Here is a 24,285-nt window from a genome sequence, read left to right as displayed (position 1 = left end):
CCCTCGCATTGTCGTGATGGGTGGAGGAACAGGGCTATCCGTCATGCTGCGCGGCTTGAAGGAGAAGCCTCTGGACATTACGGCAATTGTAACCGTCGCGGACGACGGGGGCAGTTCAGGGATTTTAAGAAGTGAACTGCAAATGCCTCCTCCGGGAGATATTCGAAATGTACTAACAGCGCTCGCTGATGTCGAGCCGCTGTTATCAGATATATTGAAGTACCGCTTCAGCACCGGCTCAGGACTGGCGGGGCATAGCCTCGGCAATTTAATCCTGGCTGCCATGACGGATATGCACGGTGATTTTGTCACGGCGGTTAAGGAGATGAGTCGGGTTTTTGTTGTTCGCGGACAGGTGCTGCCTGCTGCAGGTGAAGCTGTTATTCTGCATGCTGAAATGGAGGATGGCACGATTGTGACCGGCGAATCCAAAATTCCAGAGGCAGGACGCCGGATTAAGCGAATATACCTTGAACCTGAGAATGTGGAGCCGCTTCCGGAAGCACTGGAGGCTATCCAGCAAGCCGATGCAATATTGATCGGTCCGGGCAGTTTGTATACGAGTATTCTGCCCAATTTGCTTGTTCCTAAGCTTGCAGAGGCGATTGTTTCTTCTGAAGCGATCAAAATGTTTGTATGTAATGTTATGACCCAGCCTGGTGAAACCGATAATTACACCGTAAGTGACCATTTGCAGGCTGTATATGATCATATTGGTCTTCACTTGTTTGATTATGTGATTGTGAATGACGGCGAAATCCCGCCACAAGTACAGGATAAATACGCCGAAAAAGGGGCGAAGCCTGTGCAGCTTGACCGGGATGAGGTAGAGAGCCAGGGATATAAGCTAATTGCAGATAAGCTAGTGTTGTTCCGTACGTACTTGCGGCATGATGCCGACAAGCTCAGCAATCATATTTTCCAATTGGTGCAAGATTGGATTTCAAGAAAGAGGTGAGACCCTTGTCCTTTGCGGCACAAACCAAAAAAGAACTAACCATGGTCGAAGGCCAGAGCTGTTGCGAAAAAGCCGAGCTATCCGCTTTGATCCGAATGAACGGATCCGTTCAGGTTTCGAGCAAAAAAGTAGTACTGGACATATCGACGGAAAATGCCGCGATCGCAAGGCGCATTTATTCCTTAATTAAGAAGCATTTCCAGGCACATACTGAGCTTTTAGTGCGTAAAAAAATGCGTTTGAAGAAAAATAACGTTTATATCGTCCGCATCCCAGCCCGCGTCCAAGAAATACTGAAAGAGCTCCGGATTGTATCCGAAGGGTTTTTATTTCTACCGCGGATTGATGATGAGATCGTACGAAAGAACTGCTGTAAACGGGCTTATCTTCGAGGAGCCTTTATGGCAGGGGGTTCAGTTAACAATCCTGAAGGATCGTCATACCATCTGGAAATTGCCTCGATGTATGAAGAGCATTGCCAAGCACTGGTCGAGCTCGCGAATGAATTTCATCTGAATGCTCGCTGTATTGAGCGGAAGAAGGGATTTATTTTCTACATCAAGGAAGGCGAGAAGATTATTGAATTCCTCAACCTGATCGGTGCGCATCAAGCTTTATTCAAGTTTGAGGATGTTCGTATCATGCGTGATATGCGTAACTCCGTTAACCGGATTGTGAACTGTGAGACCGCGAACCTCAACAAGACAATCGGAGCTGCAGTAAGGCAGATTGAGAATATTAAGCTGCTTCAGCGGGAAGTGGGTCTGGAAAGCTTACCGGATAAACTCCGGGAAGTGGCGGAAATTCGTCTTGCTCATCCAGACATGAACCTGAAAGAAGTCGGCGAATTATTAAAGGGTACAGTTAGTAAATCGGGGGTTAATCATCGTCTACGCAAAATTGATGAGCTTGCTGAAAAGATCAGAAATAGGTAAGTTTTTTTGACCCTAGTGTCCTTTATGTTAAAATGGTATAATATTAAAAATAACACAGCATATGAATGTTTTGAGATTTGATAAAAGGGGGTAAACTTTACATGACAAAGCACCCAGTAGTCGTTCGCTTAAAAACGGGGTTACATGCGAGACCGGCAGCGCTTTTCGTTCAAGAAGCGAATAAATACTCGTCTGAAATTTTCGTGGAAAAAGATGATAAAAAAGTAAACGCAAAAAGTATCATGGGAATTATGAGCCTTGCTATTAGCTCAGGTACTGAAGTTTACATTAGTGCTGAAGGCGCTGACGCTGAGCAAGCGGTTACCTCTTTAGTGAACTTGGTTAGCAAAGAGGAATTGGAAAACCAATAATAATTAGAAAAAGTCTTGTTAATCAAGGCTTTTTTTAATACATAAATATACAGACCAGAGGGGGATATAGTCCGCCTCTTTTTTGTTTCTGCATAAAAAGCTGTTGTTTAACTTCAGTTTAAGTTCTTGCTGTACTCTTTCTGTAGATCATAAGAGGAGAAGGGGAGAAAGACAATGAATATAAATGATCAAACTCTGAGTGAAATAAACGCTCAACAGCACACAGAGGGCAGTAACAAGCCCAGCTCAAAAGCGTTCTTTCGTCTGATGAAGGAGACAAAACCGCCGAAGCTACTACTCATCGTAGCCATACTGCTCAGTGTGATTTCAACATTGGTCGGACTTGTGATTCCGATGTTTACGAAAAGCTTAGTGGATGGGTTCTCTTTAACAGATATGAACCGCTCGCATATCATTGGGCTTGGTATTGCGTTTATTTTACAGACAGTTGCCTCCGGATTTTCGATATTTCTGCTGAGTTATACGGGACAGAAGATGGTCGCATCTCTGCGAGAGCGGTTGTGGAAAAAGCTGCTTGTACTGCCGATTCGGTATTTCGACCAGAACCGTTCAGGAGAATCAGTCAGCCGGATGACGAATGATACAGGTGTGATTAAAAGTCTGATCTCAGACCATTTAGCTGGGTTTTTCAGTGGAATTATATCGATTATCGGATCTATTGGAGTACTGTTGTATCTGAACTGGCAGATGACCCTGACTATGTTTATTGTCATTCCGATCGCAGCGCTCATTCTTGTCCCTCTGGGGAAAAAGATGTACAAAATCTCGCTTGGCATGCAAGATGAGACTGCCGCTTTTACAGCAAATATCAGTCAAGTGCTGTCAGAGATCCGCTTGGTTAAAGCCTCTAATGCGGAGGAAAAGGAATATGAAAATGGTCATAAGGGCATTACAAACCTGCTGAATTTCGGCATTAAGGAAGGTGTGGTTTCGGCATGGATTGCACCCCTGATGTCTTTTGTGCTGATGATGTTATTGGTTGTTGTCATCGGTTATGGTGGTTTGCAGGTATCGACGGGTGCATTAACCGCAGGTGAACTCGTTGCATTTATTTTGTATTTGATTCAAATTGTGATGCCAATGACGCAGTTGACCACCTTTTTCACTCAACTTCAGAAGGCTAAAGGAGCCACAGAGCGAATCCTTCAAACATTGGATGCAGAAGAGGAATCCCTTACAAGTGGTATGGATGTTGTGAACACGAATCAGCAAGTTTCGATTGAGAATCTGACTTTTGGTTACAAGCCGGATGAACCGGTATTAAAAGATATCAGCTTTCAGATGAAGCCTGGAACCGTAACTGCAGTCGTGGGTCCAAGTGGAGGCGGAAAAACAACGCTGTTCTCGATGCTGGAACGATTCTATCTACCACAGAAAGGACATATTAGGCTTGGTCAGGCCGCAATCGATACGTTTTCCTTACGTTCCTGGCGCGGATTAATCGGTTATGTATCTCAGGAAAGTCCGATGATTGCAGGCACGATTCGAGAGAACTTATGTTATGGAACAGATCGTGATATAAGTGAAGCAGAAGTTCGAAGAGCAGCGGAAATGGCTTATGCTGACGGATTTATTGATGAATTGCCGAACGGCTTTGATACGGATGTGGGCGAGCGAGGTGTGAAGCTTTCTGGTGGACAACGTCAGCGGATTGCGATTGCAAGAGCTCTTTTGCGAGATCCTAAAATTTTGATGTTAGATGAAGCAACCTCGAGTCTCGATAGCCATTCGGAGATTGAGGTGCAGAAAGCGCTGAAGAATCTGATGGCAGGAAGAACAACGATTGTGATTGCACATCGATTATCTACTGTGGTGGGAGCAGACCAAATTATATTTATTGAAAAGGGAACATTAACGGGTCGTGGAACACACGAGGAATTGATTAAGCAGCATGATATGTACAGAGAATTTGCAACACAGCAGCTGCAGATCAATGATGCGATAGAGGTATAGGCGTACAATTTTGTTGATCAAGAAAGAAGGGAGATTCATGGCAAAAATACTGGTAGTGGATGATGATCCGAACATTCGGGAGCTTGTGAGGGTGTTTTTGGAGGAGGCTGGTATGGAAGAAGTGCTCGAAGCCTCGGATGGTCTTGAGGCCTTATCGGTTATGGAGCAGACCGTCGTTGATTTGGTTGTCATGGATATCATGATGCCCAATATGGATGGGTGGGAGTTATGCCGGGAAATCCGTAAGAGTCAAGGAATACCGGTTCTGATGCTGACCGCCATTGGGGAGACGAAGCAAATCGTGAAGGGCTTTGAGCTGGGAACAGATGATTATCTTGTGAAGCCGTTTGAGCCAGCAGAGCTCGTTGTACGTGTTAAAGCATTGTTGAAAAGATATCAGGTGGCGTCTTCCCAAACGGTGACAATCGGAAAGCTGCAGATGAATCGCAAAACTTACGAAGTGAAGTCAGCGGATGAAATGTTCACTTTGCCTTTGAAAGAATTTGAGTTGCTCTTTAAGTTGGCGAGTTATCCGGGAAGTACACTGACACGTGATCGTTTGATTGAAGATATTTGGGGTTATGATTTCGAAGGAAACGAGAGAACTCTGGATGTTCATGTGAACAGACTGCGAGAGAGGTTTCCAGAGGAGAAGTATCGTTTCAAGATTTGTACGGTACGTGGGCTTGGTTACCGCTTGGAGGTAAGGTGAGTTCATGCGAAAAGCACTTAGGATCACTTGGAAGATCGTACGTGAAACGTTACAGACTTTAGCCATATTCGCCCTGCTAGCAGCAGCATGGACAGGGGCAACTTATATTACGAAAGCTATTTATACCAAGACCGGAGCTCCCTCATCGGACTATATTGCAGATCTCATAGATCTTTTTCTGGGTGTTACAATTTTCTTTATTGGTTTGTATCTAGTAGCTCTGCTGTTTCGGCATAAACAAATAGCCATGCTAAATACGATTACAGATGCGATGCGCCGGATATCTAAAGGCGACTTCACCGTGAAGGTGGAGGATCATAAATGGCACAGAGAATTTAAAGAGATAGTGCACAGCATTAACGATATGGCCGGTGAGCTTGGACGGATGGAGACGATGCGTCAGGACTTTATCTCGAACGTGTCCCATGAAATTCAATCCCCACTGACATCTATTCGCGGATTTGCACAAGCACTTCGTAACCCTCAGTTGACGGAGAAGCGGAGGAATCATTATCTGGAGATTATCGAAGGAGAAAGTCGTAGATTATCGCAGCTCAGCGATAATCTACTTAAGCTGTCTTCCTTGGAAGGGGTTCAACAGGAAATTGAAATGACGCGCTATCGGCTTGATGATCAGATTCGAGCGATCGTCTTGGCGAATGAACCGCAGTGGCTTACGAAGCAGATCCAGATCGATCTAGATCTGGCGGAAGTGGAGATCGAGGCATCGGAAGACTTGATGAATCAAGTGTGGATCAATTTGCTGCATAACAGTATTAAATTCACGCCTGCAGAAGGTATGATTACAATTAAGTTAAAGGTGAAAGATCAAATAGCTGAAGTTACAATCACCGATACAGGCGTGGGGATATCGGAGTCCGATCAGCTACGTATATTTGAACGCTTCTACAAAGCAGATAAATCGCGGAACCGGATGGCTGGGGGAAGTGGCCTCGGATTATCCATCGTGAAGCGAATCGTGGATATTCATCAGGGAGATATTACGGTCCAGTCTGAGTATGGTAAAGGCTCGACATTTACTGTGAAGATGCCATGCACTCATAGCCGTCAATGAATCAGCGCGATGTAAGACTTAAAGTTAAGTTAAGCTAACTATGCTAACTATAAAAGGCTCAAGAGGCAATGAATGCCCCGTGAGCCTTTTTATAATGATAACTACTTCATATACATGTTTACTTGTTCAATCTGCCGCTTATAAAACTTTCTCTAGAAAGCTTATGGTACGCTCATGTTTCGGATCTCCGAACAACTCCTCAGGAGGAGCTTCCTCTACGATATAACCTCCGTCCATGAAAATGACTCGATCCGCTACTTCACGAGCAAAGCCCATTTCATGCGTGACGATCATCATCGTCATACCTTCTTGTGCCAGTTTCTTAATGACTCCGAGTACCTCGCCGACCATCTCCGGATCCAGAGCGGATGTCGGCTCGTCAAACAGCATGATGTCAGGATTCATCGCGAGCGCGCGGGCAATAGCTACACGCTGCTTTTGTCCGCCTGACAGCTGACTTGGGAAGGCTTCAGCTTTATCAGACAGGTCAACTTGTTCGAGCAACCGCAGTGCCGTGGCGCGCGCCTCTTCCGGGGTTTGTTTGCCTAACTCGATCGGGGCAAACATAATGTTTTTTAACACGTTGAAGTGGGGAAAGAGGTTGAAATGCTGAAATACCATGCCGATGTTTTCGCGAACCTTGTTTATATCGGTTTTAGGGTCGTTAATATCTCGGTCGCGCACGATGACTTTACCTGCTGTAATATCTTCGAGTCGGTTTACGCACCGCAGGAATGTGCTCTTACCTGAGCCGGAAGGTCCGATGACACAGACGACCTCGCCTTCCATCACCTGCATATCAATGCCTTTAAGCACATGATTTGTGCCAAAGCTCTTCTTGAGTCCTTCTACCCGAATTTTACCCATGGCTGACCTTCCTTTCTAGACGGTTCGCAATTTTCGTTAAGATCGTGATGACGATCAAATACATAATGGCGACCATGAGCCAAATATCAAACGAAGCAAACGTTCTTGCGATGATAATTTTCCCGGATTGCGTCAACTCGACGAGACCGATAACCGAGAGTATTGACGTGTCTTTAAGGGTGATAACAAATTGGTTAATAAATGACGGAATCATCACGCGGATGGCTTGCGGAATAATGATCTTGATCATGGCCTTGTGGTAAGGCACACCTAACGAGCGAGCAGCTTCCATCTGGCCGTGGTCAATAGATTGGATACCTCCCCGGATAATTTCTGTCACATAGGCTCCGGCGTTAAGGCTCAGCGTCAGGATCGCTCCAAGGAACAACGGCATCGTGAAACCGAATGCTTGAGGGATACCGAAATAGATGAAGAAAGCGAGAACAATTAAGGGAATACCACGGAATACATCAACGAATACAGTCGCGATACCTCGCAGCCATTTATTCCGTCCTACCTTCATGAAGCCGAAGAAGAGTCCCAGAATAAACGCAAAGAATAACGATATGAACGTGTACAGCAACGTTTTTCCTAGACCCTGTAATAGGTGCGGAAATGATTCCATAATGAGTTCAAGACGGCTTTGGTTAACTGGTTCAGCGGCGTTGTTACCAATGTAGTTATCAAGTATTTGTTCGTACTCGCCGCTAGCTTTCAGATTGGAGAGGCCCTTATTAAACTTCTCAAGCAGTTCGGTATTCTTTCCCTTGCTAACCGCGAAACCGTAAGAGCCACCCATCTCCTTCTGATCTTCGTTTACGATCTTTAGACCATTATTCTGATTAACCCCATAGGCAAGTACCGGATGATCGTCAAAACAGGCAATGGAATTCCCTGTATTCACATCTTCATACATTTGAGCAGAATCATCGAAGGGAACGATGGTAAAGCCATATTGAGTCGATATGGATTCGGCAAAGCTATAGCCTTCTGTGCCAGTCTTTACAGCGACCTTCTTACCCCGCAAATCTTCGTAGCTGCTAACTGCATCCTGATCTTTACGAACGGCCATCACAACACCAGAATCATAATAGGAATCTGAGAAATCAAATTTCTGCTTTCTTTCGTCTGTGATACTCATGCCGGCGATGACGCCATCCACCTGATTGGATTCCAAGGCTTGAACAGCTGCGTTGAATCCGAGTGGTTTGATCTCATAATTAAAATTTTGATCTTTGGCGATGGCCTCGATCAAATCCATGTCAATGCCGACGAAATTCCCATTTGCATCCTGAAATTCAAATGGGGCAAACGTAATGTCGGTTCCGATCTGATAGGTTTTACCCGAGTTTGTCTCGGATGCAGCATTTGCTGTCCATCCCGGCATGCCGACTGCAGTGAGGAGCAGTAGTGACATGGAGATTAATAGTACCCTCAATGATTTCATGCGTTGTCCCCCCTCTTTTCTAAAAAGTCTGTCGAAAGTTAGTTACCCATTATCCCAGCCTTGTTAACAATTATTTCCTAGTCTAAATGGTATCTTATTCTGTGAACAAACCAATCATGCTTAAAGTGAGTGATTGGTATGGAGTCGACAAATATAAACATGCGAAATAATTTCCCGATACAGGCTAAAAATGTGCAACATTTACCAAATGTATGCGTTATGAAGTTAAGGCAAGCTTACAGCACTGCCAATTTAAAGGAGGTCGAAATGAATGAACATTTGGGCTAAACGTTTGGGGTCAGTTATGATCGCAGGTGCATTGCTTACAGGTGGTTCGGCATGGTCGGGGGCGCTAGGTGTAAATGAGGCATACGCAGCGGAAACAACGCAACAGCAGAACCGAATTACGGTGCTCGGTAAGGGTGAAATCACTGTGAAGCCGGATATCGTCTACTTGTCCATCGGGGCTGAATCGTTTGCAGAAACGGCTAAATCTGCACAGAAGAGCAATGCCATAAAGATGGATAAAGTGACAAAAATGCTGAAAGAAAAATGGAAAATCGAAGACAAGGATATCAAGACAGAACATTTTTATGTTCAGCCAAACTACTCCTACAGCGATAAAGAAGGACGCAAAGTACAGAATTATAGCGCAAACCATTCGCTTGAAATTACGCTCCGTGATCTGAGTAAAGTGGGGGAGATCCTCGATGCGGCGGCGGATGCGGGTGCGAACAACATTGGCAACGCCCGCTTCTCGGTGGAGAACCGGGATGTATTTGAAACACAAGTCATTGAGAAAGCGATGGCGAATGCAGATCTCAAGGCTCAAGCTATTGCCAAGGCTTCCAAGCGACAACTAGGTGTGGTTGTGAATGTCGTTCAGGATGAAGCAGCTAACCGTGATGTGTTCAGCTTTGGAAATATGGAGATGGCTAAGGTAGAATCTGCTTCGATGGCTGACGCTGGTACATCGGTTAAACCAGGTGAAATCAAGCTTGTTACACAGCTGTATGTTCAGTATGAAATGAAATAACACATCAGAAATAATGAATAAAACCGTCTAATCCACATTTTTTGTGGGGTATAGACGGTTTTATTTTTTTAATATAGGAAATTATATTAATCTTGGAGTCAGTTTCCTTAATCATGGAATATAACTTCTGCTAAGGACGTCTTTCTTCATGTGAGAATGATCCACCTGTTTTTTACACTTTTAACCCTGCATGGTCAGGAATACCAAAAACCGGGGCGGGATAAGGATTCTACCTGTCGAATTACACAGAAAAGTGTTGTGTACGGGGTCAAAACAAGGTATAGTGAATATGCAAAAAACTGTACAAGACATGACGCTAAGCCATACCAATGGATATGGCTTTTTTCTCTTAAGATGTCAGATTAAGCTTTAGAGCTCTACATGCTGATATTACAAGAATAAACAACCGCTTAACGCGGTTCGTCTTCTTAGAAATACGTCGGAAGACGTTTTTCTTACTTTATAGGAAATACTACTAATATTAACCGTAAGGGGATGATGATGCATATGATTGAACTTGTCCAGGTAGAAAAACAATTTCAGGGGCAATCGGTCGTGCATCCGCTGTCGCTCTCCATTAAGGAAGGAGAATTCCTGACTTTGCTGGGCCCCAGCGGTTGCGGCAAGACGACAATCCTCCGAATGATTGCAGGATTCGAACAGCCAACGGAAGGGGAAGTGTGGCTCGCTGGCCAGAACGTGACGAATGCGCCGGCGAACAAGCGAGATTTGAATCTCGTGTTTCAACATTATGCCTTATTCCCGCACATGACCGTAGAAGACAATATAGCCTTCGGATTGAAGATGAAAAAATTGTCGCGTTCCCAGATTAAAGAACGCGTAACAGAAGCTGCGACGATGACTCAGCTTACACAGTTACAGAGCCGTTATCCGCATCAGCTCTCCGGCGGACAACAACAGCGTGTGGCCATTGCTCGTGCGATTGCCAATAAACCGAAGGTGCTATTGCTGGATGAACCGCTTGGCGCACTTGATCTGCAGCTTCGTAAGAACCTGCAATCAGAGCTAAAGCATCTGCAACGCACACTAGGTATTACGTTTGTATATGTCACACACGATCAGGAAGAAGCGATGATGTTATCAGACCGGATTGTTATTATGAATAACGGGAAGGTAGAGCAGATCGGAACGCCGCGTGAGATTTACGCTAGACCGCAGACCTTGTTCGCTGCAACTTTTGTTGGAGAGAACAACATATTCTCTTCTCGCGAAGGGCTTTTTGCTGTGCGTCCTGAAAAAATCGTTCCGCAACGTGGACCAGGTGGCAAAAAGACAGGGGTCATCGAAGATGTTCAGTATTTAGGAAACGTGCACAAGCTCATGGTACAGCTTGAGGATGAGCCGATGAGAGTTACTATCGCGCTTGATTTCACGGATGACGAGCCTTGGGAAGTCGGTGAAAGAATCGGCCTGAACTGGGATGCGAGAGATGAGGTGGCCATCGGGTCATGAGAAAATCAAAGTTCCTCCTGACTCCTGTTCTGTTGTGGCTCTCCCTGTTTCTCATCATACCTATGCTCATCGTGGTAGGAATTTCGTTTCTGCAGCGCGATGCGCTGGGGAATATTGTGTTTTCATTCAGTTTGGAAGGATATAAGACGTTTTTTGATCCACTCTACCTCGGGATCTATTGGGACACGATTGTTCTTTCGGTGCTGACCACCGTGATCTGTCTGCTCGTCAGCTATCCGCTGGCCTATTATATAGCCAACGCCTCCCCGCGTATCCAGACGTGGAGCTTGGTCTTGATTACGGTACCGTTTTGGATTAACTTTTTGATCCGTACGTATGCTTGGGTCCTCCTTCTTCGTACACAAGGGGTCGTAAATACTTTTCTGATAAATCTGGGATGGATTGATGAACCAATGCAGATGCTGTATACGAAAGGTGCGGTACTGCTTGGGATGGTATATAACTTTATTCCGTTCATGGTGTTGCCTATTTATGTAGCACTGGAACAGATGGATAAGCGTCTCCTTGATGCAGCTAGCGATCTGGGGGCTTCAAAATGGAATGCCTTTCGCCATATTACGCTGCCTCAGAGTAAATCCGGTATTATGACCGGTTCTATTCTGGTGTATGTATCGACAACAGGTATGTTTGTCGTAACAGACATACTCGGCGGTGCGAAATCTTCGATGCTCAGCAACATTATTCAGCAACAGTTTCTTGGGGCGCGAAACTGGCCGTTTGGTGCTGCACTGTCGGTTATTTTTGTGATTACCTCACTGGTGTTAATCTTGTTGTTTAATAGGGCTATGCAAGCTCGCCACCAACGTGTGAAGGAGGGGAGAGTGTGATGAAGAAACGAAATCACCCCTTGCTTGGGTTTCACTCGTTCTTAATGATGTTGTTTATCTATGTACCAATCATAATCATCATTATTTACTCTTTTAATGATACGCGCTTGAGCGGCAATTGGGAGGGTTTCACATTTGATTGGTATGTTTCCTTGTTTAACAACAGGAACGTCATGGAAGCTCTTATGAACAGCTTGACCGTTGCGATCATCTCGACCATTGTATCTACGATTCTCGGGACGCTGGCGGCATTATCACTACGCAATCTTGGGCGAAAGGGACGCAGTGGAATGAACGGACTGCTGTACCTGCCGGTCATTATTCCGGATATCATTATGGGTATATCGCTCTTAGTGCTGTTCAGTCAACTGGGCATGGATACAGGTAAGGCGACAATCATTATCGCGCATATCACGTTTAGCTTATCCTACGTATATGTTGTCGTGACGGCTCGATTGGCCAATATGGGTAAACAGCTTGAAGAAGCCGCAATGGATCTGGGAGCCTCCCGGTGGCAAACATTTCGTCATGTTACGCTGCCGCAAATCTCTCCTGGTATCATCGCCGGGGCACTGATTGCGTTCACCCTGTCCCTGGATGATTTTATGGTTAGCTTCTTTGTGGCCGGTCCAAGCTCGACTACGCTACCGATTTATATTTACGCTCAAGTGAAGAGAGGTATTTCCCCGGAAATCAATGCTCTTTGTACGATTCTGATTCTAGTGAGCGTGACTCTAATTTTGCTTGCTCAATACTTCCTTAATCGTGGGAAAGGTCAGAAGAAACATAAGACTCTGCCGATTTAAGCGGATGTACCGTTTTTCGGATAAATTAAAAAATGATGTATGACGGAAAGAGAGGAGATAGTGAATTGAAAAGATCGAGATGGACCCGTCTGCTGTTGGCAGGCATGCTCGCTGCATTGTCGATAACAGCTTTGACAGCTTGTGGAGGCTCTGATAAGGAAACCCTGCACATTTACAGCTGGGCTGACAACTTTGACCCAGAGGTGTTGAAGGATTTTGAGGAACAGTTTAACGTCAAGGTAACTTACGACAATTACGCGAATAATGAGGACCTGCTGGCGAAGATTAAAGCAGGCGGTGGCGGTTATGACCTAATTCAGCCTTCTGATTATATGGTAAAGACCATGATTAATATGGATCTGCTGGAACCGCTTGATAAGAACAATATCCCGAACATGGAGAATATTGCAGATACATTTAAAGATCCAGAGTTCGACCCTGGTAATAAGTACTCTGTAGTTTATACATCCGGTGTGACGGGAATCGCATATAACAAGAAATACGTTAAAGAAGAGATTAAGAGCTGGAATGATCTTTGGAATCCGGCTTATAAAGGAAAAGTCCTCTTGCTGGATGACAACCGTGAAATGATCGGTATGGCGCTTAAGAAGCAAGGGAAATCCAACAGCACAAACGATGAAGCAGAGATTAAAGGTGCTGTAGATGAGCTGAAAACTCTGCTGCCTAACGTACTTGCTTTTGATACCGACAATATCAAGCAGAAGATGATTCAAGAGGAAGGCTGGATTGCAACCGTATGGTCCGGAGACGCATCTTTCATCGCAAAATCAAATCCGGATGTAGCCTTTGTTGTACCAGAAGAAGGAGCTACGATCTTCTCTGACAACTATGCAATTCCGAAGGGTGCGAAGAATAAGGAGCTAGCAGAGAAGTTTATTAACTACATGCTGGATCCAAAAGTGAGCGCGAAAAACTATGAATACATCGGCTACAGCAACCCGAATACCAAAGCGATGGAGTTCCATAGCGAGGAGTATCGTGCTGACAAGATGATCAATCTGACTGAAGATGAACTGGCTCGCACAGAATGGCTTGGCGATGTCGGCGAGTCACTGCAGATTTACGACCGCTTCTGGACAGAATTGAAGAGCGGAAGATAAGAAGCTGGCTCAGTGGGGCTAGATCTGAAATAGTTAAGTATATATGAAAGACCCGTAGGGTGGATGCTTAGACAAAGTGATCCTTCTTGCGGGTCTTTTTTAACTATTTACATCTTTTATTGAAGCCACAGTGGCCAATACTGAGATAATAACGGAGCGCGGTATAGCAGTCTTTATTATGCATAGATTGGCTGGAATCAAAATTGTCACCACAATTGTTACCTCTCTAACTAACGTGTTCCCTATAATGAAATGGGTAATATAGTAAATGACCTTACTTGAATATGGAAGGTGGAGAGTAACAAGATGAATTATAAAATGAAATATAGTGCGGCGGTTATTGCAGCGGGTGTATTACTAGGTGGATTGGGTTTGAATGGACAAGTTATAGATGCTAGTGCATTCAAGTCGGGAGTAAAAGCAGCAATATCAACTCAACAGACATCTAAGACTGAAGCGGCACTAGAGTGGAATGGTAAGTCATTATCTCAAAAAGGTATGCTTGATCATGGCACGGTTTATGTCCCTGCAACTGCGATACGGGATGCACTCGGTATTCCGTTAAAATATGATGCGAAGAACAAGGAATACACACTCGGAAACGGCTACAATAAATTAATTGCAAAGGTATATGATGCGAATGAAATTTACCTTTCGGTAAATAGATTTTATGCGGGAGAACCCGGTGGGAAGATCGTAAACGGTCGTCTGTATATTCCTTATAAAGTGCTGAACCAGTATATGGGCATTCAAGGACAATGGAGTCCCTCTGCAAAGTGGTTGAGTATGAAGCCAAAGAAACAGAATCCGATAACGATTAAGACGGAAACGGTGAAGAAAAAAATATCAAATACAACGGCTGTTGTAAATTATCCAGTAATTAGTGGCTTGGAGAACGAAGAGGTTCAGACGAATATAAACAAGGTGCTGAAAATGAACGCTGAAGAGACTATTGCAGGGTTCGAACAAAATACCGGCGGACTTTCTCCTTCTGGAAAGGATTATCCGTACGAATTCCAAGGCGAATTTGTTGTTAATTACAATGCCCAAGGTTTGTTAAGCATCACAACATATAGTTATTCCTTTACGGGTGGGGCGCACGGCATGACATTCCGGAAGAGCTTCACATTCTCATTGGAAGATGGTAAACAGATGAAGCTTGGTGATTTCGTCAACATGCAGGGTACGAATAAGCAGAAGCTTAACAATCTTGTTCTCAACAAGATGAAGAAGGATGGTGGATACCTGGGCGGCTTTAAAGGAGTACCGGCAGACGCAGACTTTTATCTGAAGGATAATGCTGCTGTGCTCTACTTCCAATTGTATGATTATACGGCATATGCGTATGGTTTTCCTGAATTTGAGTTGAAACTAAAGGATTGGAAATAGGGCAGTTTGTGATCGAATTATTGAAATCAATAATTTAATGATAATAAAGAAAGGGCAGACGCCGGGTAATGGCGCCTGTCCTTTACTTCATTTCTAAGTATCAGTGGGCGAAAGCTCCTTTAATGCTCTGTGACAGAGAATGTCTTCTTGCTGCAGTAACGGCCAATGGAATATCCGAGCAATCCAGCTGCGACGGCAATCAAGATGCAGAAGAGTACAAGAAATAGATCCGAAGGGATATTCAGAAAGTACCTAAGTCCGTAGAGAGGAAAGGAATAGATAAAGGCGAAGGGGAGAAGAATTATAAAGGATTTTGTAGCATAACCGAGTCCGAAAAACAGAAGGCCGAATAACCAGTAGAGGGAGTACCAGCGAACGAAATAAGACTCACCTTTTAACCCCAGCAGCAAGCCAAGGAGGAATAGTAGTATAACGGCAATTACAGAGGTCGTGATATGAAGGGGATCTGGCATATTCCCTTTAAATGCAGGGACCATATTGATAAAGGCAAACGGGATCGAGCAGAGAAACAGAAGTAGTATTAAGGATATTCGGGTACCCATCTTACTCATCACTCCGATCAGACGGTATATTATACCAATTATATCCACTGATGTAGCATGATGTCTAATCTTTCTAAACAAAAAAGGCTAATATCCGTGTCTACCGGATATTAGCCTTTTGATGTTATAGACGCTATCTTAGATCCCTTGTGGTGGAGTTTTCTCCAGCACTTGGTCAATAAGACCATATTCTTTTGCCTCAGCAGCGGTCATGAAGTAGTCACGATCGGTGTCTTTCTCAATACGCTCCAGTGGTTGGCCTGTGCGCTCTGCAAGAATATGATTCAGCTTGTCGCGCATCTTCAGGATGCGGCGGGCACGGATTTCGATGTCTGTCGCTTGACCTTGAGCTCCGCCAAGTGGTTGGTGAATCATAACTTCACTATTAGGCAGCGCGAATCGCTTGCCTTTAGCACCAGCGTTCAGCAGGAAAGCTCCCATGGAAGCGGCCATGCCGACACAGATGGTGGATACATCAGGTTTAATAAACTGCATTGTATCAAAAATCGCCATACCAGCAGTTATGGATCCGCCAGGGCTATTGATGTAAAGATGAATATCCTTCTCAGGATCTTCAGCTGCCAAGAACAGCATTTGTGCAATGATGGCATTGGCAACCACGTCATTTACGTCGGAGCCGAGGAAGATGATGCGATCTTTCAACAATCTGGAATAGATGTCGTACGCACGCTCACCACGGTTGCTCTGTTCTACGACCATAGGTATAAAACTCATATAGAAAAACCTCCTCTTAAATGCATTCCTCATTAAAATACTGTTACCGTATTACCCACATCATAAACAATTTCAACCATAAAGTCAAAGATAGTCAAACTATTAGGTAAAAAAAAGAGCCGTCATGGGCACTTGTGGGTAAACAATATATAGAAGTTCTGATAAAAAATGGCGCGCCCGCGAGGAATCGAACCTCGATCTCAGGCTCCGGAGGCCTACGTCATATCCATTGGACCACGGGCGCAAAATAGCAACGAAGATGATTATACCGCATCTTTTTCTAAAAGACAAGGAACAAGAAAAAGTTTCTAATCGACCCTTAGCCATAAGAGAGCTGTGATTTCTAGAGGATATAAAATTTTTCACACTTTATTAGGTAATGCTACCTGAATGTTTGACAGTTTTATATCCACTTATAGAAAGCTTCGTTACCGATGAATAAGAATGACATGGGTTGAGAAATATACATTCGGAACACTTGCAACCTCTATAAATATTGGTTAGAATAAGGGTGGGACTCAAAACGCTTGACTGGGACATTTTGCGACCATCGGTAAGAGGTCCAAGACGAAGTTGCAGGAGTGGAAAGCATGCGTAACTTATTAGAATTACAAGAGCAGCTTCTGCCCGATCTCATGGACATTCTCAAGCGAAGGTATACGATCCTTCATCAGATCATGTTATCCGGAATGGTTGGGCGCAGGACGCTCGCGGCATCACTGTCAATGACTGAACGTGTGCTGAGGGCCGAAACGGACCTGCTTAAAGCACAGGGGCTCATCGAGATTGAGACGCTTGGGATGAGGATCAGTAGTACTGGACAGAATTTGCTTGATCAACTAGAACCTGTCATGAATGACCTGTTCGGATTAGCCGATTTGGAAGAGAAGATTCGAGAGGCTTACGGCCTTCGCAAAGTTGTTGTCGTCCCTGGTGACAGTGAATCTTCAGCCGATGTGAAACGCGAACTTGGCAAAGCTGGTGCAAGAACACTTCTTAGCTTTGTTCACAGCGGAGACATCATCGCGGTAACAGGTGGCTCAACGCTCGCTCAAGTAGCTGAGCAGATGACACCGCCGTCAGATGGTCCTTTAACAGGTTCATGGTTTGTACCTGCAAGGGGCGGTTTGGGTGAGAGTATGGAGATTCAAGCGAATACCATTGCATCCAAGATGGCGAAGAAGGTGGGAGCCGAATATCGGTTGCTGCACGTGCCAGACCTGCTGAGTGATGATGCTTACCAATCACTGGTTCAAGATCATCACATTCAGGAAATTGTGAATGTTATACGCAGATCCTGCGTTATTGTCCACGGTATTGGGGATGCTATGGAGATGGCCCACCGCCGCAAGCTTGATGAGATTTCTATTAAGGATCTGATCGCGGAGGGAGCGATTGCCGAATCCTTTGGCTACTATTTCAGTGAAAAGGGAACAGTCGTTCATCGTATGCTTACCCTTGGGCTTAGGCTTGAGGATATTATGCGAACAGAGACGATTATCGGAATTGCCGGTGGACGAAGTAAGGCCAAAGCGATACACGCCGTACTTAAATTCGGACACGAGGATATTCTCGTTACGGATGAGGCCGCAGCTCTGGAAATTGCAAAGGGCTTGGATCTAACGGCGGAGCATTAAGAAATGACTAAAAAGCATCTTTACTAACTTTGTTGTCATGATGGACCTCACGGTCTGTCTTGAATAAATAAAAAAACTTTCACTATATGGAGGGAATTACTCATGGTTAAAGTAGGTATTAACGGATTTGGACGTATTGGACGTAACGTGTTCCGCGCAGCGCTCGACAACAAGGATGTAGAAATCGTTGCAATCAACGATTTGACAGACGTTAAAACGCTGGCACACCTTTTGAAATATGACACAACTCACGGCAGATTGAATGCTACAGTAGAAGCTAAAGAAGGCGCATTGATCGTTAACGGCCGCGAAGTTAAAGTATTTGCAGAGCGCAACCCAGAAGCTTTGCCTTGGGGAGAATACGGCGTTGAAATCGTTGTTGAATCCACTGGTATTTTCACAGCTAAAGAAAAAGCTGAAGCTCACTTGAAAGGTGGCGCGAAGAAAGTTATCATCTCCGCTCCAGCTACTAACGAAGATATCACTATCGTTATGGGTGTTAACGAAGATAAATACGATCCAGCTAACCACACAGTAATCTCCAACGCTTCTTGCACAACGAACTGCCTTGCTCCATTTGCAAAAGTTCTTGACGAAAACTTTGGTATCGAAAAAGGTATGATGACTACTGTTCACTCTTACACGAATGACCAGCAAGTACTTGACCTGCCACACAAAGACCTTCGTCGTGCTCGTGCAGCAGCTGAGAACATCATTCCTTCCACAACTGGCGCAGCTAAAGCAGTTAGCTTGGTTCTGCCACAATTGAAAGGTAAATTGAACGGTATGGCTATGCGTGTACCTACGAAGAACGTTTCCGTAACTGACTTGGTTATCGAAACTTCTAAGCCAGTAACAAGAGAAGCTGTTAACGAAGCTCTGAAAGCAGCTGCTAACGGTCCTCTGAAAGGTATCATGAACTATTCTGAAGAGCCGCTTGTATCTAGCGACTACAATACAGACCCAGCTTCTTCCACAATCGACTCCTTGTCGACAATGGTTGTTGGCGACAACATGGTTAAAGTCGTTTCTTGGTATGACAACGAGTGGGGTTATTCCAACCGCGTTGTTGACCTCGCTGCTTATATCGCAAGCAAAGGTCTGTAATTGATCTGATTCACGAATCGAAGAGGGGTTCCTTGTGGCGCTCCTCTTTGATTTTGTGAAAATATAAAACTTGTTTATAAATGTTTTCATGCCAGAGTACTGGGAAGAATAGATAGAACCGGACTCTAAATAGAGAGAGCAGCTATGCTGTCGGCGAGGAAATAGTTTCTTAGGAGGAACGTGGAGATGAACAAGAAAAGTGTACGTGATGTGGAAGTAAGCGGCAAACGGGTGTTTGTCCGCGTCGATTTCAATGTACCCCTCGAGGATGGGAAGATTACCGATGATACTCGGATTCGTGAAACCCTGCCGACCATTAAGTATTTGGTGGAAAAAGGCGCAAAAGTTATTTTGGCCAGCCATATGGGTCGTCCGAAAGGTCAAGTGGTAGAATCCATGCGTTTGACGCCTGCAAGCGAACGTTTGTCCGAGCTTCTTGGCAAACCTGTAGCTAAGGCAGATGAAGCAGTTGGGGATGCAGTAAAAGCACAAATTGCTAACATGAAGGACGGCGACGTTCTTGTGCTTGAAAATGTTCGTTTTTATCCTGGTGAAGAGAAGAATGATCCAGAGCTTGCGAAACAATTCGCTGAGCTTGCTGATCTGTTCGTGAACGATGCTTTCGGTGCAGCACACCGTGCACACGCATCGACTGAAGGAATCGCACATCTTCTTCCAGCTGTATCAGGATTGCTGATGGAGAAAGAATTGTCCGTACTCGGCAAAGCTCTTTCGAACCCGGATCGTCCTTTCACTGCTATCATTGGCGGTTCGAAGGTTAAAGACAAAATCGATGTGATCAATAACCTGCTTACACTTGCTGACAACGTCATTATCGGCGGTGGACTTGCTTACACGTTCTTCAAAGCTCAAGGACATGAAATCGGTCAGTCCCTGTGTGATGATTCCAAGCTGGATACTGCACTGGGCTTTATCGAGAAAGCCAAAGAATTGGGCAAGAACTTCTACCTCCCGATCGACATTGTGGTATCGGATGATTTCAGTGCAGATGCAAACACTAAAATTGTTGATATCGACGGTATTCCTGCAGATTGGGAAGGCGTTGATATCGGTCCTAAGACACGTGCGATGTATGCAGAAGTGATCAAAAACTCTAAGCTAGTCGTATGGAACGGACCTATGGGCGTATTTGAAATTGAACCGTTCTCTAACGGTACTCGTGAAGTGGCTCAAGCATGTGCAGACACTGAGGCTTACACGATTATCGGTGGCGGTGATTCCGCAGCTGCAGCAGAGAAGTTCCACTTGGCAGACAAGATGGACCATATCTCTACAGGTGGCGGTGCATCTCTTGAGTTCATGGAAGGCAAAGAGCTTCCTGGTGTTGTGGCACTGAACGATAAGTAGTAATATTTTTGTAGAAGTGCTTGTTACCTTCTGAGAATGAAGTGTAACAGGCGGTTCTGCTTGTATAGAGCAAGTTATTGCAAAGAAGCAAACCCCGGATATGGGGGGAGTAAAGGAGTGAACTGTGTGAGAACACCTATCATTGCCGGCAACTGGAAAATGTTCAAAACTGTTCCGGAAGCGAAAGCATTCTTCGAAGAAGTAAAAGGAAAAGCGGAAATCGAAGGCGTTGAAGCCGTGATCTGCGCGCCGTTTACAAACCTTCCTGCGCTTGTTGAAGCTGCTAAAGGAACTAGCATCAAGATTGGTGCACAAAACCTGCATTTTGAAGAAAATGGCGCATTCACTGGTGAAATCAGTGGCGTTATGCTTCAAGATCTGGGTGTGGATTATGTCATTATCGGACACTCAGAGCGTCGTCAATATTTTGGCGAAACAGATGAGATCGTGAATAAAAAAGTCCATGCAGCATTCCGTCACGGACTTCTTCCAATTGTATGTGTTGGTGAGAAGCTCGAAGAGCGTGAAGCAGGACAAACTAAGGACGTATGTAAAGTACAGACAGAAGCTGCTTTTGCAGGTATTCCTGCAGATCAGGCTGTGCATGTAGTAATTGCTTATGAACCGATCTGGGCGATTGGAACAGGGAAGTCTTCTACAGCACAGGACGCTAACGAAGTAATCTCGTACATCCGTGACCTTGTGAAAGGAATGTATGGTGAAGACGTGGCTGCCCAAGTACGTATTCAGTACGGCGGTAGCGTGAAGCCTGAGAATGTAGCTGAGTACATGGGACAAAGCGACATCGACGGCGCGCTCGTTGGCGGTGCTAGCTTGCAACCGGCTTCTTACATCCAACTCGTTGAGGGGGCGAAGTAAGATGTCAGCACCAAAACCAGTAGCACTCATCATCATGGACGGTTTCGGTCTGCGTAACACGACGGAAGGGAACGCAGTTTCTCAGGCAAACAAGCCGAACTATGATCGTTATTTGAAGCAGTATCCAAATACGACGCTGACAGCTTGTGGGGAAGCAGTAGGCCTTCCAGAAGGACAAATGGGTAACTCCGAAGTTGGTCACTTGAATATCGGCGCTGGCCGGATTGTTTATCAAGACCTGACCCGGATTACGAAGTCGATTCGCGAAGGTGAATTCTATGAGAATGAAACCTTGGTTGAAGCCGTTCGTGCCGCAAAGAGAAACAATAAGAAGCTCCACCTGTACGGTCTGGTATCTGATGGTGGTGTTCACAGCCATATTGAGCATATGTTCGCTATGCTGGATCTTGCTAAGAAAGAAGATATGCATGAAGTGTATATCCATGGTTTCATGGATGGACGCGACGTAGCTCCAGACAGTGGTAAGCAGTTTGTTAAAGATCTGCTTGCTAAAATTGAGGAAGTCGGCGTCGGCAAAATTGCTACCATTTCAGGGCGCTACTATGCGATGGACCGCGACAAACGTTGGGATCGTGTAGAAAAAGCTTACCGTGCGATGGTATATGGCGAAGGCCCGAAATACACCGATCCGCTGAAAGCGATCAATGAATCCTACGAGAAATCAATCTACGACGAGTTCGTAGAGCCAACTGTTATTGTAGATGATTTGGGCAATCCGGTGAGTCTGGTCGAAAGCGGAGACTCCGTTATCTTCCTGAACTATCGTCCGGACCGTGCGATTCAGCTGTCCCAAGTATTTACGAACAAAGATTTCCGAGGTTTTGAGCGTGGACCTAAGTTTCCGCAAGGCTTACATTTTGTCTGCTTAACTTTGTTCAGCGAAACGGTAGAAGGCTTCGTTGCATACAAACCGAAGAGCCTCGACAATACGCTTGGTGAAGTTCTTGTTCAGAACAACAAGAAACAGCTGCGTATTGCTGAAACCGAGAAGTACCCACACGTTACCTTCTTCTTCAGTGGTGGCCGTGATGTAGAACTTCCGGGTGAGACTCGTGTGCTGATCAACTCGCCGAAGGTTGCTACTTATGACTTGCAACCTGAGATGAGCGCTTATGAAGTGGCAGATGCTTGTGTGAAGGAGATTGAAGCGGATAAACACGATGCAATCATCCTGAACTTTGCAAACCCAGACATGGTTGGTCACTCCGGTATGCTTGAGCCTACCATTAAAGCGGTGGAAACAACAGACGAATGTGTTGGTAAAGTAGTGGATGCTGTTCTTGCTAAGGGTGGCGTTGTTATCATTACTGCCGACCACGGTAATGCGGATATGGTATTTGATGAGAATGGACGTCCATTTACAGCTCATACAACAAATCCTGTTCCGTTTATCGTTACTGACGAGAACATCACATTGCGTGAAGGCGGTATTCTTGCTGATATCGCACCAACCATTCTTGACCTGATGCAGCTTGAGAAACCTGAAGAAATGACAGGAACCTCCATGATTGCATCCCGTAAATAAATCGAAATAAATCACATTAAAAGGAGACTATATCTATGACTATTATTTCCGACGTTTACGCACGCGAAGTCCTTGACTCTCGTGGTAACCCGACAGTAGAAGTTGAAGTATACTTAGAATCCGGTGCAATCGGACGCGCAATCGTGCCATCCGGTGCTTCCACTGGTGTTCACGAAGCAGTTGAGCTTCGCGACGACGACAAATCCCGTTACCTGGGTAAAGGCGTTCTGAAAGCAGTTGAGAACGTAAATGAAATTATCGCTCCAGAAGTTATCGGAATGGATGCTTTGGACCAACTTGGCATCGACAAACTGATGATCAACTTGGACGGAACTCCAAACAAAGGCAAACTGGGTGCTAACGCAATCCTGGCTGTATCCATGGCTGTTGCTCGCGCAGCTGCTGATGCTCTTGATCTGCCACTTTATGTTTACCTCGGCGGATTCAACGCAAAACAACTTCCAGTACCTATGATGAACATCGTTAACGGTGGTGCACACGCTGACAACAACGTTGACGTTCAAGAGTTCATGGTATTGCCTGTTGGCGCTGAAAGCTTCAAAGAAGCACTTCGTATGGGCGCAGAAATCTTCCACAACCTGAAATCCGTACTTAAAGCTAAAGGCTTGAACACTGCGGTTGGTGACGAAGGTGGATTTGCTCCTAACTTCACTTCCAACGAAGATGCATTGTCTTCCATCATCGAAGCAATCGAAAAAGCTGGTTACAAACCAGGCGAAGATGTATTCCTTGGTATGGACGTAGCTTCCACTGAGTTCTTCAAAGATGGTAAATACGTTCTTGAAGGCGAAGGCAAGTCCTACACGCCTGCAGAGTTCGTTGACCTGCTTGCTTCTTGGGTTGATAAATACCCTATCATCACAATCGAAGACGGATGCTCCGAGGACGATTGGGATGGTTGGAAATTGCTCACTGAAAAATTGGGCAACAAAATTCAACTCGTTGGTGACGACTTGTTCGTTACGAACACTGAGCGTCTGGAAAGAGGTATCAAAGAAGGTATTGGTAACTCCATCCTGATCAAAGTTAACCAAATCGGTACATTGACTGAAACTTTCGATGCAATCGAAATGGCTAAACGCGCTGGTTACACAGCTGTTATCTCCCACCGTTCCGGTGAGTCCGAAGACAGCACAATCGCTGACATCGCGGTTGCTACAAACGCTGGTCAGATCAAAACAGGTGCTCCTTCCCGTACTGACCGTGTTGCGAAATACAACCAATTGCTTCGCATCGAAGATCAATTGGGTGAACTCGCTCAATACAACGGCTTGAAGTCTTTCTACAACTTGAAGCAAAACTAATAAGATAGATGAAAGCCCAGCTCCTGCTATTAGGGAGGCTGGGCTTTTTTTTGCGTTGTCATGGGAGGGGAGTGGAAGTGCTTAAGGGCTAAAGGGCTACACACTTCTTAGCG

21 protein-coding genes, 1 tRNA gene and 1 pseudogene are annotated in these 24,285 nt (G+C 45.1%); 18 read left to right on the top strand and 5 right to left on the bottom strand.

What is annotated here, in order from left to right:
- Positions 1 to 16 precede the first annotated feature (16 nt).
- From ACFQV5_RS09725 to ACFQV5_RS09700, 6 genes are all read left to right on the top strand, one after another.
- Positions 17 to 958, top strand: a complete 942-nt coding sequence (locus ACFQV5_RS09725; protein ID WP_379246211.1) for a gluconeogenesis factor YvcK family protein — start codon at positions 17 to 19, stop codon at positions 956 to 958.
- Between the two features lie 5 nt (positions 959 to 963).
- On the top strand, positions 964 to 1,893 hold the full coding sequence (whiA, locus tag ACFQV5_RS09720) for a DNA-binding protein WhiA (protein WP_379246096.1): 930 nt from the start codon (positions 964 to 966) through the stop codon (positions 1,891 to 1,893).
- A gap of 101 nt (positions 1,894 to 1,994) precedes the next feature.
- Positions 1,995 to 2,264, top strand: coding sequence for an HPr family phosphocarrier protein (locus ACFQV5_RS09715; protein ID WP_006207570.1), 270 nt, complete (start codon positions 1,995 to 1,997; stop codon positions 2,262 to 2,264).
- A 267-nt stretch (positions 2,265 to 2,531) separates the two neighbouring features.
- Positions 2,532 to 4,238: an ABC transporter ATP-binding protein gene (locus tag ACFQV5_RS09710; RefSeq protein WP_379246209.1), complete on the top strand. Its 1,707-nt coding sequence runs from the start codon at positions 2,532 to 2,534 to the stop codon at positions 4,236 to 4,238.
- Positions 4,239 to 4,275: 37 nt separating this feature from the next.
- Positions 4,276 to 4,950 (top strand): response regulator transcription factor, encoded by a 675-nt coding sequence (locus tag ACFQV5_RS09705; RefSeq protein WP_379246093.1) that lies wholly within the window; start codon positions 4,276 to 4,278, stop codon positions 4,948 to 4,950.
- A 4-nt stretch (positions 4,951 to 4,954) separates the two neighbouring features.
- Positions 4,955 to 6,025, top strand: coding sequence for a sensor histidine kinase (locus ACFQV5_RS09700; RefSeq protein ID WP_379246091.1), 1,071 nt, complete (start codon positions 4,955 to 4,957; stop codon positions 6,023 to 6,025).
- Positions 6,026 to 6,163: 138 nt separating this feature from the next.
- Here the strand turns inward: ACFQV5_RS09700 and ACFQV5_RS09695 are convergent, their stop codons facing one another.
- Both ACFQV5_RS09695 and ACFQV5_RS09690 read right to left on the bottom strand, forming a co-directional pair.
- Positions 6,164 to 6,892 (bottom strand): amino acid ABC transporter ATP-binding protein, encoded by a 729-nt coding sequence (locus tag ACFQV5_RS09695; RefSeq protein WP_379246089.1) that lies wholly within the window; start codon positions 6,890 to 6,892, stop codon positions 6,164 to 6,166.
- Positions 6,885 to 8,237, bottom strand: a pseudogene (locus tag ACFQV5_RS09690) (amino acid ABC transporter substrate-binding protein/permease); the annotation flags it as partial. The pseudogene ACFQV5_RS09690 and the gene ACFQV5_RS09695, both read right to left, overlap by 8 nt.
- A 373-nt stretch (positions 8,238 to 8,610) precedes the next feature.
- On the opposite strand from ACFQV5_RS09690, the gene ACFQV5_RS09685 reads away from it, so the two are divergent.
- The 6 genes from ACFQV5_RS09685 to ACFQV5_RS09660 all read left to right on the top strand — a co-directional run bounded on the left by ACFQV5_RS09685 (position 8,611) and on the right by ACFQV5_RS09660 (position 15,012).
- Positions 8,611 to 9,375 (top strand): SIMPL domain-containing protein, encoded by a 765-nt coding sequence (locus tag ACFQV5_RS09685; protein ID WP_379246087.1) that lies wholly within the window; start codon positions 8,611 to 8,613, stop codon positions 9,373 to 9,375.
- Positions 9,376 to 9,876: 501 nt separating this feature from the next.
- Positions 9,877 to 10,848 carry an ABC transporter ATP-binding protein gene (locus ACFQV5_RS09680; protein WP_379246207.1) on the top strand — a complete coding sequence of 324 codons (972 nt, stop codon included), beginning with the start codon at positions 9,877 to 9,879 and terminating at the stop codon, positions 10,846 to 10,848.
- The gene (locus ACFQV5_RS09675) at positions 10,845 to 11,696 is read left to right on the top strand and encodes an ABC transporter permease (protein ID WP_379246085.1); all 852 of its coding nucleotides are present in this window, start codon (positions 10,845 to 10,847) and stop codon (positions 11,694 to 11,696) included. The genes ACFQV5_RS09680 and ACFQV5_RS09675 overlap by 4 nt, the downstream gene beginning before the upstream one ends.
- Positions 11,696 to 12,502, top strand: coding sequence for an ABC transporter permease (locus tag ACFQV5_RS09670; RefSeq protein ID WP_379246083.1), 807 nt, complete (start codon positions 11,696 to 11,698; stop codon positions 12,500 to 12,502). The genes ACFQV5_RS09675 and ACFQV5_RS09670 overlap by 1 nt, the downstream gene beginning before the upstream one ends.
- A 65-nt stretch (positions 12,503 to 12,567) precedes the next feature.
- Positions 12,568 to 13,623, top strand: a complete 1,056-nt coding sequence (locus tag ACFQV5_RS09665) for a polyamine ABC transporter substrate-binding protein (protein ID WP_379246080.1) — start codon at positions 12,568 to 12,570, stop codon at positions 13,621 to 13,623.
- Positions 13,624 to 13,929: 306 nt separating this feature from the next.
- A complete protein-coding gene (locus tag ACFQV5_RS09660) occupies positions 13,930 to 15,012 on the top strand; it encodes a PdaC/SigV domain-containing protein (RefSeq protein ID WP_379246078.1) in 1,083 nt (360 codons plus the stop codon).
- A 119-nt stretch (positions 15,013 to 15,131) separates the two neighbouring features.
- Here the strand turns inward: ACFQV5_RS09660 and ACFQV5_RS09655 are convergent, their stop codons facing one another.
- The 3 genes from ACFQV5_RS09655 to ACFQV5_RS09645 all read right to left on the bottom strand — a co-directional run bounded on the left by ACFQV5_RS09655 (position 15,132) and on the right by ACFQV5_RS09645 (position 16,554).
- Positions 15,132 to 15,656 carry a hypothetical protein gene (locus tag ACFQV5_RS09655; RefSeq protein ID WP_379246076.1) on the bottom strand — a complete coding sequence of 175 codons (525 nt, stop codon included), beginning with the start codon at positions 15,654 to 15,656 and terminating at the stop codon, positions 15,132 to 15,134.
- A 57-nt stretch (positions 15,657 to 15,713) separates the two neighbouring features.
- Positions 15,714 to 16,310, bottom strand: coding sequence for an ATP-dependent Clp endopeptidase proteolytic subunit ClpP (clpP, locus tag ACFQV5_RS09650; RefSeq protein WP_379246074.1), 597 nt, complete (start codon positions 16,308 to 16,310; stop codon positions 15,714 to 15,716).
- A gap of 169 nt (positions 16,311 to 16,479) precedes the next feature.
- Positions 16,480 to 16,554: transfer RNA gene (locus ACFQV5_RS09645), tRNA-Arg, on the bottom strand.
- 346 nt (positions 16,555 to 16,900) lie between these two features.
- On the opposite strand from ACFQV5_RS09645, the gene ACFQV5_RS09640 reads away from it, so the two are divergent.
- The 6 genes from ACFQV5_RS09640 to eno all read left to right on the top strand — a co-directional run bounded on the left by ACFQV5_RS09640 (position 16,901) and on the right by eno (position 24,172).
- Positions 16,901 to 17,947, top strand: coding sequence for a sugar-binding transcriptional regulator (locus tag ACFQV5_RS09640; protein ID WP_379246072.1), 1,047 nt, complete (start codon positions 16,901 to 16,903; stop codon positions 17,945 to 17,947).
- Positions 17,948 to 18,049: 102 nt separating this feature from the next.
- Positions 18,050 to 19,054: a type I glyceraldehyde-3-phosphate dehydrogenase gene (gene gap / locus ACFQV5_RS09635; RefSeq protein ID WP_379246070.1), complete on the top strand. Its 1,005-nt coding sequence runs from the start codon at positions 18,050 to 18,052 to the stop codon at positions 19,052 to 19,054.
- A 186-nt stretch (positions 19,055 to 19,240) separates the two neighbouring features.
- Positions 19,241 to 20,422, top strand: a complete 1,182-nt coding sequence (locus ACFQV5_RS09630; protein ID WP_379246068.1) for a phosphoglycerate kinase — start codon at positions 19,241 to 19,243, stop codon at positions 20,420 to 20,422.
- Between the two features lie 126 nt (positions 20,423 to 20,548).
- Positions 20,549 to 21,301, top strand: coding sequence for a triose-phosphate isomerase (gene tpiA, locus ACFQV5_RS09625; RefSeq protein ID WP_379246066.1), 753 nt, complete (start codon positions 20,549 to 20,551; stop codon positions 21,299 to 21,301).
- Between the two features lies 1 nt (position 21,302).
- Entirely contained in the window at positions 21,303 to 22,847 is a 1,545-nt protein-coding gene (gpmI, locus tag ACFQV5_RS09620) for a 2,3-bisphosphoglycerate-independent phosphoglycerate mutase (protein WP_379246064.1), read from the top strand.
- A gap of 35 nt (positions 22,848 to 22,882) precedes the next feature.
- Positions 22,883 to 24,172 carry a phosphopyruvate hydratase gene (eno, locus tag ACFQV5_RS09615; RefSeq protein WP_379246062.1) on the top strand — a complete coding sequence of 430 codons (1,290 nt, stop codon included), beginning with the start codon at positions 22,883 to 22,885 and terminating at the stop codon, positions 24,170 to 24,172.
- Positions 24,173 to 24,285: the final 113 nt, after the last annotated feature.

Origin of the sequence: Paenibacillus sp. GCM10028914, assembly GCF_042666275.1 — a bacterium.
In the GTDB taxonomy this organism is placed as follows: domain Bacteria; phylum Bacillota; class Bacilli; order Paenibacillales; family Paenibacillaceae; genus Paenibacillus_AQ.
This window is presented reverse-complemented; position numbering and strand designations above follow the sequence as displayed.